Origin of the sequence: Aquimarina litoralis, assembly GCF_039523995.1 — a bacterium.
Classification (GTDB): domain Bacteria; phylum Bacteroidota; class Bacteroidia; order Flavobacteriales; family Flavobacteriaceae; genus Aquimarina; species Aquimarina litoralis.
The window spans coordinates 173615-197773 of the sequence record NZ_BAAAGE010000005.1 but is presented as its reverse complement, the minus strand read 5'-3'; the positions used below and the strand labels follow the sequence as shown (position 1 = coordinate 197773).

General features: G+C 33.8%; 16 protein-coding genes. 8 read left to right on the top strand and 8 right to left on the bottom strand.

The annotated features are described in order from the left end of the window. Nucleotides 1-145 precede the first annotated feature (145 nt). The 4 genes from ABD077_RS21835 to ABD077_RS21820 all read right to left on the bottom strand — a co-directional run bounded on the left by ABD077_RS21835 (nucleotide 146) and on the right by ABD077_RS21820 (nucleotide 3769). Nucleotides 146-991, bottom strand: a complete 846-nt coding sequence (locus tag ABD077_RS21835; RefSeq protein WP_343914333.1) for a helix-turn-helix transcriptional regulator — start codon at nucleotides 989-991, stop codon at nucleotides 146-148. Between the two features lie 2 nt (nucleotides 992-993). Then, nucleotides 994-1383, bottom strand: coding sequence for a hypothetical protein (locus tag ABD077_RS21830; RefSeq protein WP_343914332.1), 390 nt, complete (start codon nucleotides 1381-1383; stop codon nucleotides 994-996). 37 nt (nucleotides 1384-1420) lie between these two features. Then, on the bottom strand, nucleotides 1421-1831 hold the full coding sequence (locus ABD077_RS21825; RefSeq protein ID WP_343914331.1) for a SpoIIAA family protein: 411 nt from the start codon (nucleotides 1829-1831) through the stop codon (nucleotides 1421-1423). Nucleotides 1832-2134: 303 nt separating this feature from the next. Next, the gene (locus ABD077_RS21820) at nucleotides 2135-3769 is read right to left on the bottom strand and encodes a 7TM diverse intracellular signaling domain-containing protein (protein WP_343914330.1); all 1635 of its coding nucleotides are present in this window, start codon (nucleotides 3767-3769) and stop codon (nucleotides 2135-2137) included. A gap of 326 nt (nucleotides 3770-4095) precedes the next feature. Between ABD077_RS21820 and ABD077_RS21815 the strand changes: the two genes are divergently transcribed. Further along, entirely contained in the window at nucleotides 4096-4851 is a 756-nt protein-coding gene (locus tag ABD077_RS21815) for a DUF481 domain-containing protein (RefSeq protein ID WP_343914329.1), read from the top strand. A 26-nt stretch (nucleotides 4852-4877) separates the two neighbouring features. Here ABD077_RS21815 and ABD077_RS21810 read toward each other — a convergent pair whose 3' ends face one another. The 3 genes from ABD077_RS21810 to ABD077_RS21800 form a co-directional block, all read right to left on the bottom strand. Further along, on the bottom strand, nucleotides 4878-5627 hold the full coding sequence (locus ABD077_RS21810; RefSeq protein WP_299606047.1) for a LytR/AlgR family response regulator transcription factor: 750 nt from the start codon (nucleotides 5625-5627) through the stop codon (nucleotides 4878-4880). 7 nt (nucleotides 5628-5634) lie between these two features. Then, on the bottom strand, nucleotides 5635-8685 hold the full coding sequence (locus ABD077_RS21805) for a sensor histidine kinase (RefSeq protein WP_343914328.1): 3051 nt from the start codon (nucleotides 8683-8685) through the stop codon (nucleotides 5635-5637). A gap of 282 nt (nucleotides 8686-8967) precedes the next feature. Next, the gene (locus ABD077_RS21800) at nucleotides 8968-9534 is read right to left on the bottom strand and encodes a hypothetical protein (protein WP_343914327.1); all 567 of its coding nucleotides are present in this window, start codon (nucleotides 9532-9534) and stop codon (nucleotides 8968-8970) included. Nucleotides 9535-9727: 193 nt separating this feature from the next. Between ABD077_RS21800 and ABD077_RS21795 the strand changes: the two genes are divergently transcribed. From ABD077_RS21795 to ABD077_RS21785, 3 genes are all read left to right on the top strand, one after another. Beyond that, complete coding sequence (locus tag ABD077_RS21795; protein ID WP_343914326.1) at nucleotides 9728-10201, top strand: RNA methyltransferase; 474 nt, start codon at nucleotides 9728-9730, stop codon at nucleotides 10199-10201. A 105-nt stretch (nucleotides 10202-10306) separates the two neighbouring features. Continuing rightward, nucleotides 10307-11653: an alanine/glycine:cation symporter family protein gene (locus tag ABD077_RS21790; RefSeq protein WP_343914325.1), complete on the top strand. Its 1347-nt coding sequence runs from the start codon at nucleotides 10307-10309 to the stop codon at nucleotides 11651-11653. 107 nt (nucleotides 11654-11760) lie between these two features. Next, nucleotides 11761-12297, top strand: coding sequence for a hypothetical protein (locus tag ABD077_RS21785; RefSeq protein WP_343914324.1), 537 nt, complete (start codon nucleotides 11761-11763; stop codon nucleotides 12295-12297). Nucleotides 12298-12383: 86 nt separating this feature from the next. On the opposite strand, the gene ABD077_RS21780 is transcribed toward ABD077_RS21785, so the two are convergent. Further along, entirely contained in the window at nucleotides 12384-14324 is a 1941-nt protein-coding gene (locus ABD077_RS21780; protein WP_343914323.1) for an OmpA family protein, read from the bottom strand. 295 nt (nucleotides 14325-14619) lie between these two features. On the opposite strand from ABD077_RS21780, the gene era reads away from it, so the two are divergent. From era to der, 4 genes are all read left to right on the top strand, one after another. Beyond that, nucleotides 14620-15501: a GTPase Era gene (era, locus tag ABD077_RS21775; RefSeq protein WP_343914322.1), complete on the top strand. Its 882-nt coding sequence runs from the start codon at nucleotides 14620-14622 to the stop codon at nucleotides 15499-15501. 381 nt (nucleotides 15502-15882) lie between these two features. Continuing rightward, nucleotides 15883-20886: a collagen-binding domain-containing protein gene (locus ABD077_RS21770; RefSeq protein ID WP_343914321.1), complete on the top strand. Its 5004-nt coding sequence runs from the start codon at nucleotides 15883-15885 to the stop codon at nucleotides 20884-20886. Between the two features lie 184 nt (nucleotides 20887-21070). Then, nucleotides 21071-22597: a choice-of-anchor I family protein gene (locus ABD077_RS21765; RefSeq protein ID WP_343914320.1), complete on the top strand. Its 1527-nt coding sequence runs from the start codon at nucleotides 21071-21073 to the stop codon at nucleotides 22595-22597. Nucleotides 22598-22846: 249 nt separating this feature from the next. Further along, entirely contained in the window at nucleotides 22847-24154 is a 1308-nt protein-coding gene (gene der, locus ABD077_RS21760) for a ribosome biogenesis GTPase Der (protein ID WP_299606071.1), read from the top strand. Nucleotides 24155-24159 lie beyond the last annotated feature (5 nt).

Genomic DNA, 24159 nt, shown 5'->3' with positions numbered 1-24159 from the left:
TAAAGTTTCGATATAATATCGAATATGGCTATTAGATTTGGATATGTCTTACTATTTATTTTATACAGGTCAAAATTAATGTTGGTTTTGTTTAAAATAAATTAATACGGGAGACTTATGGGAGACAATAGTTCGTTATTAATTGTTAGACTTCTATAGTATATATAAACTGGCGCAATGACGATGCGGGATCTAATCCTAGTTTTTTACGCAATCGCTGAATCGCTTTTTTAACACCGGATATCGATATTCCCATAAAGAATGAGATTTCGGTATTGTTAAATCCCATTTTTAATAGAGCTGCTAGTTTAAGATCATTGTTTGATAAGCTAGATTCTTTTAATAATAATTTTTTGTAAAATTGAGGATGTACTTCTTCAAAATGCGCTTTAAATAACTCATAATGGTTTCCATTTTTTAAGTTTTGAATAATATTATTATTTATCTTGATTAGTTCAGTTTTAACTTCGCTGTTGGATATTGGATATATGGCTTCTATCTGATTTTTTGATTTTTCAAGGCACTCGGTCTTGGCATCCAATGATAGATAGTTGGTAGATAAAATTCTATTTAATTGATTGGTTTTGATCAACGATTCATTGAGTTTCCTCCAATATTTTACTGTTCCAAAAATCGCCCTAATGATACTAATTGTTTCATTACGATGAAGTAACAAAAACTCTTTATCCTTAAGAGACAGAACATCTTCTAAGCTTACTTCTTTTTCATTGAGTACAATCACAGGGATTTCTTTATAGATACTCTCTTCTTTTATTTTATTAATCTGCTGTTCCCATTGACTGTATGAGATGCTATCTATAACAATGGTGTCTGGTGTTATTCCCCACGATTCTATCGTGTTGGGTATAACATTCATGATATTTACTGTTGTCTTATATTGATGCAAAAGTTGTATGAACTCTTGTGTAGAATCCCTTGTAATTACTGTGATTATTGTTCTTTCGAAATTACTTACTGTTGTCATGTTCATATCTATAGCTGAGTCACATAGTCTAAAGCGGCATCTTTACTACTAAAAATTTTTACGGGACTCCCTGAGTAACGTATGTAAATTTTAAGCATTATTGTTTTAAACCCAACAGTACCTATGATAGCTGATGATTTAATTCCGCGTTGAGCTTTTCTACCAATATCCTTGCAAAATCGAATTGCATCTAAACTTGGGTTGATATCTGTTATATCCGTAAATATCCTGACACTTTTATCTGGTCTTTGTAAAATCATATCACAAGCTTCCGCGTAATGTTTGATCATTAAATCTTCCGAGATAAACTGTGCAAGATTAATTTCTATATATTCGACACCTTTATGATGCTTCCATAGTGGCTTTTTATAGGCCTCTTTTGAAACTTCATTTACCATCTTAATTGTATCGTTTCGCTTTATTATTTATAAATCCTTAGTCACTGATTAAATACCTAATGGCTGCGTCTTTGTCGGTAAAGAATTTTATTTTACTACCGGTATAACTGATATATATTTTCATTAATAGAGATACAATACCTACTGAGCCTACAAGTGCTGATTTTTTGAGCTTAGGTTGTACCATTTTACCTAGTTTTTTTATAGATCTGATAGCGTTTGGGCTGGTAGTAGAATCTTTTAAATAGACCAATGCTCTTACTGATTTATCTTCTCGCTGTAATCCCATTTCTACCGCATCTGCTACACATTGAATGATATCCTCATCTTTGCGTAATCCAGTGAAATTAATTTCGATATACTCTATGTTCATATAATGTTTCCAAGTAGGAGGTGTATATATGGGGGTAGTATGATCTGGCATCGTATATACATTTAAAGAACTCATTTCTTATCATTTTTTTTTATTGATCTTAACTCGTCTTCTAAATCTTTTAGGCGGTTTAGAGTTGCTTGCAGTTCCTTTTTTTTCATTTCCATATCTTGAATTTTCTCGAACTGCGAATTTGATTTTTTAACGGTAAACATCTTTCGTATAAAAGGTATCATAGCTAATTGTTAAGCACACTGCTAAATAACTAACAAAATCTCATTTATCTAAAAAAGGTGGGGGTACACATGGGGGTACATGTTTTTAAACACCTGATAATAAGAGTTTTATTTAAGCGGAGAGAATTGAGGTAATCTAGTTTTAGATAGACTTTATATATTCTTCTAAGTTGATTTCCGAAGATAGTTCCATTTTTTTTCGTAGTCTACTTCTTGATTTTTTTACAGCTTCTAGAGACGTAAAACGCAGTCTGGCAATTTCCTTTCTTCCCAGAGACATGCGTAAATAGGCGCATATTTCTAGGTCGGTTTTGGTGAGCGTTGGATGTACCTTTTTGATCCGTTTTGCAAATTCATAATTATAAGCTTCTAAATCATCTTTGATGAGCTTCAATTGAGAGTCTTCTAACAGTTCTGACTTTAGATCAGCAATTAAGTTTTGGATGGAGATAGTTGCGTCATTTGAGGCAACTTTTTTAAGGTTTTCAACAAGTTTTTCTTTGGATTTTAATTGTTGAAAGGTCTCGGTACGTAAATCAGTAATCTCTTCTTCTTTTTCTAGAATTCGATTAGATAATTCAGTCACGTCCGTTGATAGTTTGATCAGTTGTTTTTCGGATTGTAGTTGTATTCTGTTATTCAAAATAATCTGAAACCCAACATAAAATAAAAAGCCATAGGTAATAATGTATGTAGTTTGGATGATAAGAACAGCATTTAAGAGGTCATTGATAAGCATAACTGAAACAATACTCATACTAACAAGCATTCCTCTAGCATAAGGTTTTTTATCTCTTACGGCATTTATCATTTGGTAAAAACCTAATGAGATGGTGAATAAACCAAATAACTGAAAAAATGGAGCACTATAGGTAGTATAGAATACTGGGGTAATCATTACATATAAAACACCTAAAACCGTAATGAACGCACAAATACGAGCAAACTTTTTAGAGTAATAGCCAGGGAAAAGATAAAAGTGATACATAATTACAGAACCCAACCCTCCATAGTATCCTATGTATCGCATTTTTTGAACAATATCGAATGGTATGTCTGGAATGAAGTAATAGATCAGTGCTTCTCCAACAAATAATTGTCTAGAGACACCTAAAAGGCAAAACAATCCAAAATAAAGAAAGTAAGGGTATCTAGAGAAACTAAAAAAATGAAATACCTGGTATGCGCCAAAAAGAAGTATTAAGAAGGTTATGATTCCTTCGATTAAGGGTTTTGTTTTGTTTTTATTAGTAAAGTGAGTTTTTTCAGTGAGACTATTTTTCAGAGCAAACCCTCCTCCAAGCCGATGTTTATAATTAGAAATTAGTAACATGATATCCAAATCATGTTCTTGCGGTAATTCGAAGCGAAGAGGACGACCGTCTATCTCCTCTTCATCAGCCGTTTTGGATATTTTTCCATGAGAAGCTAATTTTTTTCCATTCACCCATACTTCTGTAGCTGCCAAACATCTAGGCATATCTACTATAATGTGATTACTCAGATCTTTTCTTTTGACAAAAAATCTAAATGTACCAAAGCCTCTATTTTGATCAATTTTTTGAGTCCATAATCCTGTTGGCCATGAGATGGTTTCAGGGTTTTTTAATAATGAATCATCATAAGAATTACTAGTATCTAAAGGCCATTGTTTCCAATAAAAATAACTATCTCCTTGTAATAAGAATTCTGGATTTTTTTCAAAATTCCAGTCAGCAATTTTTATGGTTCCATTTTCTATTTTTGGAGGTGTTGGCTGGTTTGTATTACAGCTCATTAGAAAAAGAAATAGAAATGCCAAACCACAAACTTTGGGTATGTTCATCATATAAAATAGAGATGAAATTATGGTTTTTTCTATGTTCTTTGGATTCGTCATATTATCAAAGATACTTCAAAAATCTGGTAAGATTTTAGTAGCTTTCTTTGCTTTTCTCTTTAATGTCAAAACTGATGATGTCAATCAAATATTGTACTCCTTATATTTTTGGTAACTATATTTATATGTATAGTTTTGCGATCCTAATGACTAATGTTTTTAGATTGAATAAACTAAGCAATATTTTTAGTTTTAGGAATTGTATTGGGTCAAATATGTAATTAATGTTCAAAAGGTATTTACTTTTTATTTTTAGTTGTGTTTGTATAACTGCTAGTGCTCAGATCGTTAATGTGGAGTCATTAAGAAAAGTGTCGGATACTTCTCGTTGGTATGGGTTTGTAAGTTTGGATGTAGCATTGATAAAAAACAAGCGTGATATATTTAAGATCGCTAATAGAACTCATATTCAATATAAAACAGATAAGAATTTAGTGCTTTTTATTAATGATCTTAATCTACAGCAATTGGACTCCGAAAGATTTGTAAACAGAGGTATTCAGCACCTTCGGTATAATTATAGATTTCATCCTAGGGTAACTTGGGAAGCCTTTGTGCAAACTCAATATGACCCTGTTTCTAATATAAAGTTTAGAGGGTTGTTAGGTTCTGGACCAAGATTTAAAATATTACCTTCCGAAAAACATAAGTTTTATATCGGTACTTTGGTAATGTATGAATATGAAGAAACAGAAGAGTTAGATCAGATAATTACTAATTCGGATGTTAGAGGAAGTACTTATATTTCTGTAAACCTCTATCCATCCAATCAGGTTTCGATCATAAGTACTACCTATTACCAGCCCAAAATAGATCTGCTAAAAGATTACCGTATTTCTACTGAGACTTCATTGGTGTTTAGTATTTTTAAAAATTTCGCTTTTAAATCCACTTTTACCTTGTTGTTTGATTCTTTCCCAGCAATGGGTATACCAGATACACAATATGAATGGACCAATGGCTTAGCCTATTCTTTTTAAATAAAAATTATTTTGATTTCCTATTTTTATCGGTGCATTCTATCTAATATTTCCATTACTTCTACTTTTTTTCGAACAGAAACTGGAACGTTTTCTCCATTTTTTAGCATCAGGTAACCTCCGTCAGCTTTTATAAAAGCGCTAATGCATTGTAGGTTGATCAAATGACTTTGATGAACGCGTAAGAATTGATAATTCTTAAGCATATCAGCAAAATATTTTAGTGTTTTGGTTACAAAAACTTTCTGACCATCTTGTAGATAGAAAATAGTGTTATTACTATCAGATTCACAACGCACAATATCATCTAGACTGACAATGATAATCTTGTCTAAAGTATGAAGAGATATTTTATCAGGTTTTTGTTCTGGAGCGGATAAAGTGTCCTTCAGTATATTTAGACGTTCTTTATTAGGCTGAATCTGTTGTTTAGCTTTGCTAATAGCTTGGGCAAGTTCTTCATTAGAATATGGCTTTAATACGTAATCTATAGCGGCAAACTTGAAAGCTCGTATTGCATATTCATCGCTAGCAGTAACAAAGATGATTTTGGATTTTAATTCAGGAAATATTTCCAGTACGTCAAAACCAGTACCATCACCAAGCATAATATCTAAGAATAAAATATCGGGTTCCTGAGTTCTTAATGCCTTTGCGGCTTCTACTACACTTCTAGCAGTATCAATAATTTTTATTTCGGGGTGGTTAGTTTCCAGGTCACTTTTTAATAATTGAAGTGCGTCTGGCATATCTTCTACAATAATTGCTGTAAGCATAGTTAACTTAATAATCAGTTAGTAATGGTATTTTAAACGAAATTTCAGTTCCTTCAATGGAAGAGTCTTCGTGTATAATTTCTTTTATCTGTAAGGCATCTTTTCCCGAAATAGATTCTAATCTTTCTCTGGTAACCGTCAATGCCATGGATTGATGATCCGTTTTTGCCTTCGCTTTTTGGGATTGAAAAATACCCATCCCATTGTCTAATATTTTACAATGTAAGAATTCTTCATTAGTATCAAAAAAGACTTTTAATTTTCCATCTTTATTTCCTTTTAGGATTCCATGTCGTATGGCATTTTCTACAAAAGGTTGTATTAGCATGGGTGGAATAAGTACTTCTTCTGGATCAAATTCTGAATCAATAGAAATAGTATAGTCAAATGGTTTTGTGGCCATTAATTTTTCTACTTCTATATAATGTTTCAAGGTTTTCATTTCCTGATCCAAGGTAATATGATCCTTTCTAGAATTGTATAAAGTTTCTCTTAATAACGTAGCAAAAGTATTAATGGTACTATTCATTTTTGATGGATTACTAGTTCCCATCGCTTTAATCCCATTTAATACATTAAAGATAAAATGAGGATTCATTTGAAGACGTAAAGCCTTTTGTTCTAAAGAAAGTAGGTGGTTTTGCATCTGCAGCTTTTCCCGTTCTTCATTGTTTTTAAGTTTTACTTTTCTAATGTAGAATAACGCAATAAGGGTCACTATTAAAAGAAGAATACCTAACATGGTCAGTTGAAACCAAAGTTTTTCATAAATAGGGCTATCTATAAAGATGTTGAAGGTTATGGGTTGACTTTCTTCCCATCTATAATTTCTAGATTGTGCGGAAAAAGAATGTGCGCCATATGCCAATCCAGCTAAGTTTTGTTTTTTTTCTGATGACCAAGGGCTCCAGGCAGTACTGTTTAACCGATATCGATATTCTATATCATTTGGATGGTCTAAATCTACTGTTTTATAACTAAAAGATAACTCTGTTTGTTCTGGAGTTAATTGTAAAACATAATTGTTTTTAGCCCAATCATCTGGATTAATAGAATCTAGCGTTTGGTAAGCGATTTCAATATTTTCGAAATGAATTTCGGGTTTTATGGGTTCTTTATCTGTTTCTCCCGGTTCATATTTTGTTAGGCCATAGATGGCTCCAAACCATAAATTCCCATCATTGTCTTTGGTAATCGCATTAAGACAAGTTTCGATCCCTAAAAAACCATCATTACGACCATAGTGAAAAATATCTTGGATTTGATTGAGTAAATTAATTTCTACCCGATCCACACCACGCTCGGTCCCAATCCATAAGTTTTCTTCATTATCAAATATCATTTGATAGATATTGTTGGAGTAAAGATTTTTTTCGCCTTTTAATTTTTTAAAAGAAAGCTCTTTTTCACTCAGATCAGCCCACCAAATTCCTTGTCCAGCAGTACCTAAATACATTTTCTTATCTTTAAAAACAAAGCTGTTAATGGCTACTTTTTGATTTAAGACATTGCCAAGGTGAGTGACTTTGTTTCTTTTTATAAATCCAAGACTTCCATTTTCTGTAGCATACCAAATCTTGCCTTTTTTATCTGCGGACATATACTTAATTTCTAAGTCCTTTATTCCTCTTCTTTTAGCAAATTTCCGAACAGATTTTACCTTATGCCTTCTATAATCGTAAATAAATCTGGTAATACCCGAAGAGTAGGTGGCAGCCCAAACAGTATCATTACTAATATGTATGGATCTTACCCAGTTAGAGGAAAGTCCTCTTTTTTTATTAATTACATAGTTTTTAATAACTTCTTTTGTAATGGTATCTTTCTTAGCCCTTTTAGATCTTCTTTTGGTAGTAAAAATGCTGTCTTTAAGTTTTATCTCTTTAAGAATAATACCTTTTCCTTCAGTACCAGCCCATATGTTTCCACGGCTATCACTAGTTAATGTTTTAATTTTTAACTCAGATAATTTTTTGTCTTGTTTTATTTGATGAATTCCAGCGCTATCAATTTTTATGAGTCCAGCTTCTGAGTTAGAAGCCCAAATTTCATCATCCTTATGATGGACAGCGTATACGCGATTCCCTTTTAAACCAGTATCTTGATTATAATGCGCAAAGTTATTTTGAGAATATTTATAAAACCCTCCTCCAGAAGTAGCGATCCAAATATTCGACTGGCGATCGGTAATGCTCTTTCTAATAGTAGATACAGCTAGTCCGTTTTTACGATTTATTTTTTTCTTTAATCTATAATTAGAAGCATCTAAAATGGTAACCCCATCATTGCTGGTAGAAAACCATAGTTCATTGTTAATTATGGAAATGTCATTAACATTTAGTGTTTCCTGTATCCATTTATTTCCATAGCTTTTGGCATTGGTGTTTAAAACTAGAGTTCCTTGGTTTAAAGCGGATGCAAATACTTTGGTTTTATGGTAAAGAGCTGCGCTAAAATTGTATGCACTATGTCGAACCATAATAGTCGCATCTTTATGAATTTTATTTAGCTTCCAAAGCCCCTTATTCGTGGCAATCCAAAATAGTTTTCCGTCAAATACAATATCATTTACAATACTTGTATTGATTCTAGGATCTAATTGTACTTTTTTCAAGCCATTGCGAGCTGTGTATATGTAAATTCCAACATTTGATGCTAGATAGGTTTTATTATGAATTCTAAAAATCTTATTGATCTGAAGTCCTTCAAAATTGTGGAATTGTTTTTTTGTTTTTATCGAAAGTCCTAATCGTGTACCTACGAATAAACTGTCATTAACGAAAAGTAATGAATGAATATAATTCGATAAAAGCCCATCATCCTCAGTCCAGGTTTCAAACTCCTCTCCATTAAATCTACTAAGTCCACCGCCGCGGGTTCCTAACCACAGATATCCAATATCATCTTGTATAATATCATGAACTTGTGATTGAGGTAGTCCATCTTCTAGGGTGTAGGCTCTTAAGCCATTGTTCTGGGCTGTGATTTTATTGAAGCTTCCAATTCCGATATATAATAATAAAAGGAATAGTAGGTATGAAAAGCGATTGGGGCTCATAACTTTTGGTTTGATAACAAATATAATCAAACTTGATTTCTTGTTAAGGGTACCCATAAAATACTTACGATAAAAAGGAAAATAAAGTAAAACCGTATACAAGCAGGCAGTTTTTTTGGGAAAAAACAAATTGGAAATAATTGGACGCGCCTGCCGTATACAATGGTTTTAATATGTTGTTATAACATCTTAAAGCTCAAAAGAACCATAAAAACAAATAAAATAGCGCAATAAAACAATATGATTGAATAATAAAAATTGGATGAATTTATATTCAATAAATTAATTACTGGTAATCGCTGTATTCTTTGGAGTAGTAACTTTGTTGTCATTCCAAGTAAAACTTTGTTTTAAATTAACGTATTTTATTTCAGATGTCTCTTTGTATAATGTTTCTGTCTCTAATATATTTCCATCAATACCGTATTCTTGGCTAGGAAAAGTATATTGAGAATCGGTGTTTGAATTATCACAATAAACATTAGTTAGGTGTGGTAACTTAATTAGTTCATTTTTATCATTCACCATAAAATAATAGGAATCTACCTCAGCACAACAGGCTAAATATTCCACTTCCATCTTAATCACCTCAGAGATCCCTTCCAGACCTGGGTTCTCCAAGGTGGTGATAAAGATGTCCTCAAAAAGCTCACTGTCTTTAACTTCGAAAGTGAAAACGTTTTCTGAAATTCCCCCCAAACGAATCAGATTAACAATGCAAGTCAGTTGTTCTGCCCCATTCTCTTTAATTTCAGTAACTGCTTTATACCTTCCTGTTTTCTGAAAACTTTGCGCTTTCATAAACTGAAATCCTAAAATTAGGATGAAAAAAACAATGATCTTTTTCATAACAGTATTATTTTGAGGTTGATTATTTGATACAAATGTATGGGCGTTACAGCGTTCAAATTTGCTGGTTTTAGAATTCGTTAGAATCAATTTAGAATTCGTATCACTAATTACGGTTTTAACATAATGAAGGAATATTCCTTATTGAGAATTCGTTATATTATGATTCATATCTTATGGTTATTTTTGTGCTATGATAAATAATTTCGAGAATGAGTTCTTTGGAATAGGAATCCAAAATGGTAAAACGCCAGAGAACTTAGGAGTATTATGGAGGACCGCGCAAAACATGGGTGCCAGTTATATTTTCACCATTGGTAATCGTTATGCCAAGCAAGCTTGTGATACACATAATGCGGTAAAATCTATGCCATATTTTCACTATAATACTTTCGAAGATTTTTATAGCCACTTACCAAAAGGCGCTATGCTTGTAGGAGTAGAATTAACGGAAGAAGCAGTTCCATTAGAAACTTTTCGTCATCCAAAAAGGTGTGTGTATCTATTAGGAGCAGAAGATCACGGTTTATCTAAACTAGCAATCGAAAAGTCACATTTTTTAGTAAAATTTTCATCGGAGCTTAGTGTTAATGTTGCGGTAGCAGGAAGCATTGTTATGTATGATAGAGGTATGGGTAAACCAAGGTTTATTAGAGCATCTTCATAAAAGTCCTTGAAGCGCATCCGAATCGAAATATATCTTTATACCTTAATTTACAACAGTTGAAGAGAACTACTTTTTTTATAGTACATTTATAACTTATTTAGTTCTATGTTCGAAATAGTTGAGAAATCTATAGCCCAATTCAGCTCATGGATTTGGGATTGGCCTTTGTTAGTTCTTTTAATTGGAGGAGGAGTTTTTTTTCTTTTATATTCTCGATTTACTCCTTTTTTATATTTCGGACATGCTATTCAAATATTACGAGGTAAGTATGATAATGAAGAGGCTCCCGGACAATTAAGCCATTTTCAGGCATTATCATCCGCAATAGCCGCTACAGTTGGTATGGGGAATATTAGTGGAGTGGCAGTAGCCTTGGTTATGGGAGGGCCTGGAGCAATTTTCTGGATGTGGATAAGTGCTGTAATTGGAATGGCTACTAAATTTTATACCTGTACACTGGCGATTATGTATCGATCGGAAAGTAAAGAAGGTACAACCCTTAGTGGTCCGATGTATGTAATTGTCGAAGGATTAGGGAAAGGTTGGAAACCACTAGCGGTTTTCTTTGCTATTGCTGGATTAATAGGGACATTGCCCGCTTTTACCGTTAATCAATTAACACAAACACTCGTTGATGTTCTGGATTGGAGTGATGGAACTAAGCTGTATATAGGAATTGTTTTGGCGGTAATAGCCTCATTTGTTATTCTTGGAGGAATTAAAAGAATAGGTCTGGTTGCAAGTAAATTAGTGCCTTTTATGGTGGTATTATACTTTATTACTGTGTTTACCATATTAATATTACAAATCGATAAGGTACCGGAAATGTTTATGTTGATTTTTTCTGATGCTTTTTCTGGAGAAGCAGCAGCTGGTGGTGCCTTAGGATATCTAATAAAAACGGGGGTGAAAAGAGCTGCTTTTTCTAATGAGGCTGGAATTGGAACTGCTCCAATGATGCATGGAACTGCTAAAACGAACGAGCCCATAAGAGAAGGTTTGGTAGCTATGATTGGTCCCGCAATAGATACTCTTTTAGTTTGTACCTTAACAGCCTTAGCCATTTTGTCTACAGGTGTGTGGCGGCACTCTGATGATAATGGGATTTCACTTACATTAGCGGCTTTTAATTCTGTATTACCCTATGGAATAGGGGATATTGTGGTAATCACCATGGTGCTAGTTTTTGCTTTTTCAACCTTATTTTCATTTTCGTATTACGGAGTTACTTGTTTAGGTTTTTTAACCAAACCAAAATTTGGGAAGTATTATAATTATATCTATATACTTTCTATTGTTGTTGCTGCAGTGGTAAAAATAGATTTTGCTATTAACCTAATAGATAGCGCATTTGCCTTAATGGCTATTCCAACGGTAATTTCTGGGTTGTTGTTATCTAAAAAGGTAAATGATAAGGCCAAAACGTACTTTGAAAAAATCACTTCCAAATAATCTGTAAAGCTACTTTTTAAACTAGTATTATTTGATAGGAGAAACTCCAGAAAACCAAGGTCTCCTATTTTTCGTATATATTTGCTCTAACCCAAATTTTTGAAAATATGAACAAGTTTATCTATTTATCATCTGTAATATTGATGCTTTTTTTTGTTTCCTGTGAAGAATTGGAAAGACTAACAGTATTTGAGATTGACTACGATTCTGAATTTACAGTGGCTTCAACAACAATTATTGATGTGCCAATAAGTATAGAAACACCTCCGATACCAACTAATTCTGAATCCGAATTTGAAAGTAATAATACGAGTAGTTCACTAATAGAGAGTATTCAATTAAAAAGACTTAGACTTATCATAGAAAGTCCGGAAAGTGGAGATTTTAACTTTCTTCAAGAGGTTAGGTTATTTATTGATGCAGATGGATTAGAAGAAACTGAAATTGCATTTGCCGAAGATTTAGAAAATGAAAACCTAAAGGTGATCGAGTTGGAAACGACCCGAGCAGAGTTAAAAGAGTTCTTAAAAAAAGACTCGTTTACTCTGAGAGCTTCCACCACTACCGATGAAACTATAAATGAAGATCATAAGATAAAAGTCGATTGTGTATTTCGCGTAGATGCAAATATTCTAGGGCTTTAATTATTAAGATAAACACGAGGAATATCATTTTTAATTTCTCGTGTTTGTATTATAATTTAAGATGCATTTTCAAGCAAACAGTAGTTTTATTCTCTTACAATAAATTCACTTCTTCTATTTTCTTGATGCTCTTCTTCTGTACAAGGAACACCATTAGCACATTTGTTTTTAAGTCTTCTTTCTCCATATGCTTTACCTCTAATTCTACGCCAGTGTATACCGCCATTTCTGATTATGTATCGTACCGTCGCTCGCATACGTTTTACACTAAGTCTTTTGTTGTACCAATAGCTTGATCTACTATCAGTATGTGAACGTACTTCAATTTTTAAATTAGGATTTTGTTGCATAACGGCAATTACTTTTTGTAAGTCAGCAATTGCATCAGGTCTTATTTCATCGTTATCTAGGTCAAAGAAAATCGTATTTAATTGTAAAGGGTCTACAATATCGTCGCCAATAGAAACAGGTTCGGATGATGTAGACAGTAGTTTTTCTTTTGTGAAATTGATAGGCACATTGTTAAGAGTTTCATAGGTGTTGTCTGATCTAAAAATAATATCATTAGGATTAAGACCATCGATTGCTACTCTTATAATATATTGCTTATCACATTCTACTTCAAAGTTGTAACTACCGTTATAATCAGATTTGATCTCATTAATCACATTTCCATCTGTATCCAATAAGATAACATCAGCATTTACAATTGTTTCACCTGTTTTTTCGTCAGTAATAATTCCAGTTAAATACTCTTTGCAGGAAGTGATAAGTTCTTCGGTTTGTTTAAAGCTATAAATGTCATCATTTCCTTTCCCCCCTTTTCTGTTACTGGCAAAATAACCTGTTCTGTTTTCTTCATCAATAACAAAAGAAAAATCATCTTTTGGACTGTTAATAGGTTTTCCTACATTGAAGACTTCATAAGTATCTTCTTCTTTTGGGATAGCAATAAAAACATCTAAACCTCCAAGTCCTACATGACCATCACTGGCAAAATATAATTGTCCACTGTTACTTACATATGGAAATGTCTCTCTTCCTTCAGTATTTATAGAATCACCAAGATTTCTTGGTTTTCCATAGCCTCCTCCTGGAAGTATATCTACTACAAACAAATCAGATTTGCCTCTGGTTCCTCTCATGTCACTTGCAAAATATAACTGCTTGTCATCAGGGCTCAGTGCTGGATGCGAAATGGAATAATTATCACTGTTAAAAGGCAGCTCTTCAATATTAGACCACTTTTCATTAATGAATGTTGCTTTATACAATTTTAGTAACACAACACCTTTTCTACTTTTTCCTAGTTTGTTATTGGTGAAATTATTTCTGGTAAAATACATAGTATTCCCATCCTTGGTAAAACTAGTTGAAGATTCATGGTATTTAGAATTTATTCTACCCTTTAGCTTTTTAGATTCATTCGTTGATATATTATCGTCATTTATTTTTGAGGAGAACAAATCTAAGAAAGGCATTTTGTTCCATTCATGTAGTTTTGAGTTTTTACTTCTTGAAGAGGCAAAAACAATATTTCCTCTATGATCAAAACTTGGAGCATAATCCGAAAATTCTGAATTGATATCTAGTGTATAAGTGTCGTATTTGCCAGATTGCATTTCGATAAAATTTAAGTAATCTCTTTTGTCAATAAAAGATCTAGCTCGCTTATCATTACCAGTTATTGAATTAAATCTTTCCATAACGGTATCCGCTTCATTATAACGTTCAGCACTTTTTAGACTTTGTGCATACCGGAACAAATATTCGGGTTTGATTTGATCAGAAAAATTGGAGATCAATTTTTCATACCACTCGATAGATGCTTCGGGTTCGCCTGTAAAATAAAAGGAATCTGCTAATTTTCTGTATAAGTCTGGTGATGAATATCCTTTTTTTGCAACATCGAGATAGATGTCTCTGGCATTAATGTAGGCTAATGCTTCAAAATTTTGATCCGCCTTGGAAAGTAACTTTTCTGTACTTTGAGAAAAACAATTTATTGATATCAAAAATAACATCATGACAGCATAAATAGATACCGTATGAAACGTTTTGAAATTAATAAAAAATGATTTAGAACAATTTTCCAAAATGATCCCAGTATTTTAATGTCAATAATTTATTTTCAGGGGGTTTTGAAAATATACTGGAATTAAATTTACAAAAAATTAACAAGAGTACGTTTATATTACATTTCTAGATTAGATTTTTCAGTGTTTTATGTGTATAAATTTTAATCAATCAAAAAAGATAATAGTTTTTAGGAGTGCGTAGTTTTGTGAAATAATCGACTAACTTTGCATTAAAATTATAAGTATGAGTCATAAAGCTGGTTTTGTAAATATTATAGGAAATCCTAATGTAGGGAAATCAACTTTAATGAATGCATTTGTTGGAGAACGATTATCTATCATTACTTCAAAAGCGCAAACAACACGGCATAGAATTTTAGGAATCGTAAATGGTGATGATTTTCAGGTGATTTTGTCGGATACTCCAGGGATTATAAAGCCTGCTTACGAATTACAGGAGTCTATGATGGGATTTGTAAAATCTGCTTTTGAAGATGCAGATGTTCTTATATATATGGTCGAAATTGGTGAGAAAGAACTTAAGGACGAAGCGTTTTTTAAGAAAATTACAAATGCTAAGATTCCAGTGTTTTTATTGTTAAATAAAATCGATCAATCCAACCAGGAACAATTAGAAGAACAAGTAAAGTTTTGGTCAGAAAAAGTTCCAAATGCAGAGTTATATCCAATTTCTGCGTTAGAAAATTTTAACGTACGAGAAGTTTTTGAAAGGATTGTAGAATTACTGCCAGCCTCACCACCTTTTTATCCTAAAGATCAGCTTACTGATAAACCAGAACGTTTCTTTGTAAATGAAGCTATTCGAGAAAAAATCCTATTGCATTATAAAAAGGAAATTCCTTATGCCGTAGAAGTAGAGACAGAGGATTTTTTTGAAGACGAAAAAATCATTAGGATTAGATCTGTTATTATGGTAGAAAGAGATTCTCAAAAAGGAATTATTATTGGACACAAAGGCTCCGCACTTAAAAGAGTTGGAGTAGAAGCTAGAAAAGAATTAGAGAAATTTTTTGGAAAACAGATACACATAGAGTTATATGTAAAAGTGAATAAAAATTGGAGAAATAATCAGCGTCAATTAAAACGCTTTGGTTATAATCAATAATTATAGTACTTCTAAATTCCTCTAAAACTTTGTTTGTAAGATTTTTATAAGTTATTCAACTTAACTGTTTACGGTAAAACTGTATTTGAAAGATAAAACCTGACATTTAAACGTTTTTATAGGTTTTTCTATGATTTTTTAATGCGAATCTTCTAATTTTGTTACATAACTAATATCTAAAGCCCTAAAATATGATATGAAACTTACTTTAACTTCACTCGTTTTTTAATAACGTTTTACTTTTAAAATTTAATAAACAATAGACAATATAGTTCATGTTATAATGAATTTATTGACTCTTTTTGTCTTGTAATTGTTTATAAAATAACCCAAAATAATTAACCATATTGAATCTTTGAATTCAAAAGAAAAAACTACACAATGTCAATATTTACTAAAAAGCTTAACTCTTTAAGCCAAAAGATAAGCGCAACAAATGTTGGAGCGATTATCTTTAGCCTAACCATGATCGTCATTTTTATGATGACAACAGGATTTAATTCTGTATTGGATAAAAATAATAGTGCTTCTGCTACTGTATGTAGCAATCCCTTAGGAGAAGCATTAGGGTATAACGCGTTTGTTCGATATAATGCAACGCTTAAAGGTGGTGATACCGAAGGACCTATAGCATTAGGTGGAAATTTAACAATGGATGGTATCATTACAGTAGCAGCGCAAACTGCTGGCACGAATTTTTTTAATGGTGATGATCAAGCTTCATCATTAGTAGTAAATGGAAGAATAATTTATACTTCTGGAGAAGGGATTCATTTAAATCAAGGATATGTAAAAGTTGGGGACCTTAATGGGTCTTCTGTATTTGATTTAGATAGAAACAACGCATCGGTAAACACAAGAGTAACTTCTGGGGATTATGATGCAAAACCTAGAGTACAAGTACAAAGAAAACAAGTTGAGAACTCAGTTAATAATGGAGATTTAATAGATTTCGAAGCCGCCTTCAGAGCTTTTGAAACGAGATCATTAGATTATAGCCTATTAATACCAAATCTTACTGTTAGTAATGTTAATAAAATTTCATTAGTTCCAAATACCGTTAATGTGTTAAACCTTACGGGAGCTCAGCTGCAAAGTCTTCCGTACTTAACTTTTGAGAATGCTCCTAATCAGGATACTCCTTTAATTATTAATGTAGATGCCCCAGGTGATTTTGAATGGAATATTTTGAATATTGCTGGAATAGGAGATCCGCAAGGATCATTTATTATCTGGAATTTTTATAATAATGATAGTATTACACTAAAGGGAGGTTCAACAATAATCGGAAGTTTGTTTGCTCCAAAATCAGATGTAACAAAAGATTCTTCTGGAAATATTAATGGTCAGGTAATTGCTGCTAATTATTATCATATCCAAGGAGAATTACATCAGCATGTTTTTGATGCATGTGAGGACAGTGATGTCTGTCAACTTACTGTAGATGCTGGTGAAGATTCTGAATTTTGTGGAGAAGGAGAGGTAACGCTTACGGCTAGAGTTAATGGAGCTTCAGAATGTGTAGATTGCACTGGGACTTATGGAGTGTCTAACACAAATAGTTGTAGAAGAGATCAAGACTATGTAATGTGGTTAACAGATGGTAATAATCCAAGATGGTTTTCTAATATAGATCTAGAATGGAATGAACTTGCAGACGGAACTGCAACCCTTACAGGTACTATTTTTGATCATACCCTTACACAAACTACATATGAAGTAAATGCGATATTCTCTGGAAGAACTAGCATAACTCCAGAAAATAGTCCAAAAGGTCATGTATGTTACGATGAAAATGAAAATGGATGGATTTATTACACAGGATTAACAGGGACAGTTACGAGTACCGATGGATCATGGTCTGTTGATTTATCAAGAAGAGGGCCTGCTTTCCAGTTGGGTAATGGTGCTAATCAAACAGAGGAACAAGAAGGGAAATATGGAGCTTGTGGTTGGTTCGACACCACAGATGGTCAGTATAACAAAGGAGATTTTAACTTTAACTTAGGTGATTGTATTACTACAACAAATACAGAAGTAAGTTACTTATGGTCAACAGGAGAAACAACACCTTCTATTACAGTTAACCAAGGAGGAACATATACCGTTACAGTTAAAGATTGTGAAAATTGTGAAGCTTCTGATTCTGTAGAGGTAATCATTAATGAAGCTCCAACTGTAAATGCAGGAGATGATCAAGAGATATGTCTTGGAGATGAGTTAATTTTAACTGCTGTTACCGATAATAATGAGAGTTGCGAAAGTTGTATAGAGTATGGAGTTCTAGATACGGATCATTGTCGTCGAGATCAGAATTATGTGTTGTGGTTAGATGGGAACAGATATTTTTCTAATGTGGATTTAGAGTGGAATGAACTCGCTGATGGTACTGCAACATTAAAAGGGACTGTTTTTGATTATACAGTTACACAATCTAATTATGAAGTAGATGTGATATTTACTGGAAAAACTTCTACTGCACCAGCGAATAGTCCTAAGTCGCATGTTTGTAATGACGAAAATGAATCAGCTTGGGAATATTATACCGAATTTACTGGAACAATTACGAGCGAAGATGGATCTTGGTCAACTAGCTTAACTAGAAGAGGACCAGCTTTCCAGATGGGTAATGGAGCAAATCAAACAGAAGCTGAATTAGGAAAATTTGGAGCTTGTGGTTGGTTTGATACAGATGATAATGAATATCCTGTAGGGGATTTTAATTTTAATTTTGGAGATTGTATTTCCTCAGAAACAAGTAATACTACTTTCTTATGGTCTACTGGTGAAACAACAGCTTCAATTACTGTTTCTCCAGAAGAAGATACTACCTATTCTGTTACTGTTACTAATTGCAATGGTTGTACCGCAACTGATGAAGTAGTGGTAACTGTGAAGTCTGCTGTTGTAGATGCAGGAGATGATCAAAATGTATGTTTAGGCGAAGAAGTAACACTAACAGCTACTGGAGAAGGTACATTCGTATGGTCTACAGGAGAGACAACAGAAAGTATTACAGTATCTCCTACCGAAACAACTACATATACTGTTACAGCTACTAGTGGAAGTTGTGAGGCTACGGATTCGGTTACCGTTGTTGTTAATGATCCAGTGATCGTTGATGCAGGTGAAGATCAAGAGATTTGTTTAGGAGAAGAAGTTACTTTAACTGCACAAGCTACAGGTATTGATAATTGTGGTGATTGTATCGAGTATGGTATTAAAGATACTGACTATTGCAGAGGACGACATCATCAGTTTGTTGTTTTCATAAATGATAACGGAACTAGATTATGGTTTAGAAATGTTGATCTTGTTTGGAGTGAAAATGCTGTTGATGGAACTGCAACGTTAAAAGGAGAAGTATTTGAATACAATTCAACTAATACTGCTTTTATGGTAGATGCTACCTTTACCGGATTTACAGATACGCCGCCAGCAGGAAGTCCTAAAGCAAGTTCTTGTCAAACAGAAGATGCAACAGGTTGGGTATATTATACTGGAATCAGCGGAACGGTTACCCAAATTGGAGGTGATTTAAGTTATGATATCTCCAGAAGAGGTGAAGCTTTCCAGGTAGGAAATGGTGCTAATGTGTTCGAGTATACTCCAGCTGTTTACGGAGGATCTGGATGGTTTAACTTAGAAGGAAACCCAGATTCGTTTGGAGATTTTAATATAAACTTAGGAGATTGCATTTCTCAAGGACAAGGACAAGTACAGTATTTATGGTCTACAGGAGAAACTACGCAAAGTATTACCGTTTCACCTGAAGAAGATACTACATATTCTGTTACAGTAACTGGATGTACTGAGTGTGTTGGAGAAGATGAGGTAACTGTTATCGTTGATAACGCTACTGCAGATGCTGGTGATGATCAGGATATTTGCGTTGGAGAAACAGCTACACTAGCAGTTGTTGGAGAAGGAGCTGTTCTTTGGTCTACAGGAGAAACTACAGCAAGTATAGAGGTTTCACCAAACGCTACTACTACCTATACGGTTACGGTAACTAATGGTGAGTGTTCTGCTACAGATGAAGTAGTAGTAACGGTAGGTTCGGCTACTGCCGATGCTGGAGATGATCAAGATATTTGTATTGGAGAAACAGCTACACTAGCAGTTGTTGGAGAAGGAGCTGTTCTTTGGTCTACAGGAGAGACTACAACAAGCATCGAGGTTTCACCAGATACTACAACAGAATATACAGTTACAGTAACTAATGGTGAGTGTTCTGCTACAGATGAAGTAGTGGTAACAGTAGGTTCTGCTACAGCCGATGCTGGTGATGATCAAGTGATCTGCGTTGGAGAAACAGCTACGCTAACAGTTGTTGGAGAAGGAACTGTTCTTTGGTCTACAGGAGAAACTACAGCAAGTATTGAGGTTTCGCCAGATACTACTACAGAATATTCAGTTATAGTAACAAATGGAAATTGTTCTGCCACAGATGAAGTAATCGTTACAGTAAACTCTGCTACTGTAGATGCAGGAGAAGATCAAACAATTACAGTAGGAGAAACAGTTATACTAACAGCAGTTGGAGATGGAACTATTCTTTGGTCTACCGGAGAAACTACGGCAGGTATCGAAGTTTCACCAGAAGAGACTACAACATACACTGTTACCGTAACTAATAATGGATGTACAGCAACCGATGAAGTTACTGTTTTTGTAGAAGGTTGTTCATTAGTAGCCGATGCTGGTGAAGATCAAGAGGTTTGTTTAGGAGAGGAAGTTGTATTGTCGGTAGAAGGCGAAGGAGATATCTTATGGTCTACTGGAGAAACAACTAGAACTATAACAGTTTCACCAACAAATACAACTACTTATTCTGTAATTGTTACCGATGGAGCTTGTGAATCTATGGATGAAGTTGTAGTAGGAGTAACTATACTAGAGGTAAGTGCAGGAAGAGATAGATTTCTATGTGAAGATTTCGGTGAAGAAGCAACCCTAACAGCTTCTATTGGGGATAGTTATTTGTGGTCTAATGGAGCAACAACTAGAACTATTGTTGTTTCACCACCAGTAACTACAAATTATACAGTTACCGTAACTGTAGGTGACTGTAGTGATTCTGATGAGGTAACTGTATTTGTAAGTAATTGCGATGAGAGTATTATAGAAACAAAACTATACCCAACAGTTTTACATTCTGGAGAAGATATGACCATAGATATAATGTCTAAGAAAGAACAAAATGTAAGAGTAACTTTCTACAGTATGAATGGTTCTAGAATGACTCCTGCAAAAGAATCAGTAATTACGAATGGTAAAAATTCATTAGTGTTTAACATGACACAATCAATGGAATCAGGAGTGTATGTAGTGAAGATACACAAAGAAGAAGGTGTTGAATATAAGAAGTTTATTATAAAATAATATTTTCTTCGATATAGCTTTAAATTTGAAAGCGTTCTGAAAAGTCACACTTTTTAGAACGCTTTTTTTATCTAACAATTTCTTAACCCTAAGAATTCGTAAAATAGACGTAATTTATTGTTATGGTAACATTAAGGATATATGCATTATTGAATTTAGCTAGCTAACGCAAATCAAATTAATAATGAAAATCTTTAACAAATCAAGTCTATTTGTAATTGGGGCTTTAGGATTATTTTATTCTTGTAACCTTGATGATTATCAAGGAGGAGGCGGTAATACAGACGACCTTACGTTTAACAAAATTGGAGGTTTTATAAATGGAACTGGAGATGAAGGCTTTGCAGAAATTTCTGCCTTTGATCCAGAAACAGCAAAACTGTTTGTAGTAAATCCTAATGATGTTGAACTTTCTGTATGGGACCTATCTACTCCATCTAATCCAGTAGCCGGAGCAGATATTGCTTTAAACGGAATTCCAAATAGTGTAGCAGTACATGATGGATTGGTTGCTGTAGCATTAGAAAATGCAGCAGATAAGCAGGCAAATGGTACAGTAGCGACGTATGATGCAGAATCACAAACTTTATTAACTACATATCCAGCAGGAGCATTACCAGATATGGTAACATTTAGCCCAAATGGTAAATACATTATAGCCGCTAATGAAGGGGAACCAAATGATGAATATACAGTTGATCCAGAAGGTTCGGTAACGATCATAGAAGTAGCAACTGGTCAAGTACACCAAGTAACGTTTACAAGATTTAATGGAGTTTCTATTGGCAATGACTTTAGAGTTTTTGGTCCAAACGCAACATTTGCTCAGGATATAGAACCAGAATATATAGCTGTTTCTGATGATTCTAGAACGGCGTATATAGCATTACAAGAAAATAATGGGATTGCCGCAATAGATTTAAGAACTAAAACGGTACGTTATATCACTGGTTTGGGAGTCAAGGATTATTCATTACCAGAAAACCAGATCGATGCGAGTGATCGAGATGATATCGTTGGAAACTTTCAGAATTGGCCAGTATTAGGATATTATCATCCAGATGCTATGACATTTGCTAAAATACGAGGAGCAAGATTTTTAATTACTGCAAATGAAGGTGATGCCAGAGATTATGATGGATATTCTGAAGAAGAAAGGGTAAAGGATTTAACACTAGATCCTACTGCATATCCAGATGCTGAGACACTACAACTAGACGAAAATCTTGGACGTTTAAAAACTACTACTGCGAATGGTGATATAGATGGCGATGGAGATATAGATCAAATCTATGCTTATGGAGGAAGATCTTTTACCATTTGGACAACAACAGGAGCAAAAGTATACGATAGTGGTGATCAGATTGCAAGAACTGTGTTTGAGTTTGATCCTAGTTCCTTTAATAGTAATGAAGGAGATGGAGTCGATAATAGATCTGATGATAAAGGAGCAGAGCCAGAAGCTGTAGAAATCTTAAAAGTTGATGGAAGCACACTATTGTTCGTAGGTTTAGAAAGAACAGGAGGAGTAATGGTGTATGATATTTCTAATCCGGTAAATCCGAGGTTTATCGATTGGTTGCGTGATACCGCTGATATCTCTCCAGAAGGATTGATTACTGTTAGCGCAGAGGATAGTCCAACTGGTAATGCTTTGGTGATTGTTACACACGAAGTATCTAATTCTGTGGCAATCTACGAAGTGAAATAAAAGCATCCATAAAAATTTTGATGTTTTACAGTAACCAACTTATATAGATTTGTTTATATCTTTGAAATAAGTAATTATTTCACTGACTGACTATCAATTATGAAAAAGTTCAATAGGTCGATGCGCTGACCGTTGAGCTTTTTCGTTTTTATACCCGCTTCCTTATATTTTATTTACCTCATCTTACAGGATCAATAGTTTAGCAAGAATAAAAAGACTAATTTTGCACAAATTTTAGAATTCGAGATAATGAGTAATATAGTGGCAATTGTAGGGAGACCTAATGTAGGGAAATCTACTTTTTTTAATAGACTGATCCAGAGAAGAGAAGCTATCGTAGATGCAGTGAGTGGAGTAACTCGTGATCGTCACTATGGTAAGAGTGATTGGAACGGTAAAGAATTCTCATTAATCGATACAGGTGGTTATGTTGTTGGAAGTGATGATATTTTCGAAGCAGAAATCGATAAGCAGGTAGAACTTGCTATAGATGAAGCTGATGCAATTATCTTCATGGTAGATGTAGAATCTGGTATTACTGGTATGGATGAAGAAGTGGCAAATCTGTTGCGCAAAGTAGATAAGCCAATTTTTGTAGCGGTAAATAAGGTTGATAATGCAAAAAGAGCTGCCGATGCTGTTGAGTTCTATAATCTAGGGTTAGGAGAATATTATACTATTGCTAGTATTAACGGAAGCGGAACAGGAGAATTATTAGATGCTTTGGTAGATGCTCTGCCAGAACAAGAAGAAGAAGAAGTTTCTGAGCTACCACGTTTCGCTGTGGTAGGAAGACCTAATGCTGGAAAATCCTCTTTTATCAATGCTCTTATTGGAGAAGACCGATATATAGTTACGGATATTGCCGGAACCACAAGAGATGCTATTGATACCAAATACAATCGTTTTGGTTTTGAGTTTAATCTCGTAGATACTGCAGGAATCCGACGTAAATCCAAGGTAAAAGAAGATCTAGAATTTTATTCCGTAATGCGATCGGTAAGAGCTATAGAACATAGTGATGTATGTTTATTATTAGTAGATGCTACGCGAGGATTTGATTCGCAGGTACAGAATATATTTTGGTTAGCAGAACGCAACCGAAAAGGAATTGTAATTCTAGTTAATAAATGGGATCTAATAGAAAATAAGGAAAGCAATACCCTTAAAGATTTCGAAAAGTATATTCGTAAGCAAATAGAACCATTTACAGACGTGCCTATTGTGTTTATCTCTGCGCTAACCAAGCAACGTATATTTAAAGCCATTGAAACAGCTGTAGAAGTGTATAAAAATCGTTCTAAAAAGATCAAAACAAGTGTTATGAACGATACCATGCTTCCTATTATAGAGCATAATCCACCACCAGCTTACAAAGGAAAGTATGTAAAGATTAAATACTGTATGCAATTGCCTACACCTCAACCACAGTTTGCATTTTTTTGTAATCTACCACAATATATAAGAGATCCGTACAAACGCTTTATTGAAAATCAATTGCGCAAACAATTTGATTTTCATGGTGTACCTGTTGCAGTATATTTTAGGAAAAAGTAATTTTG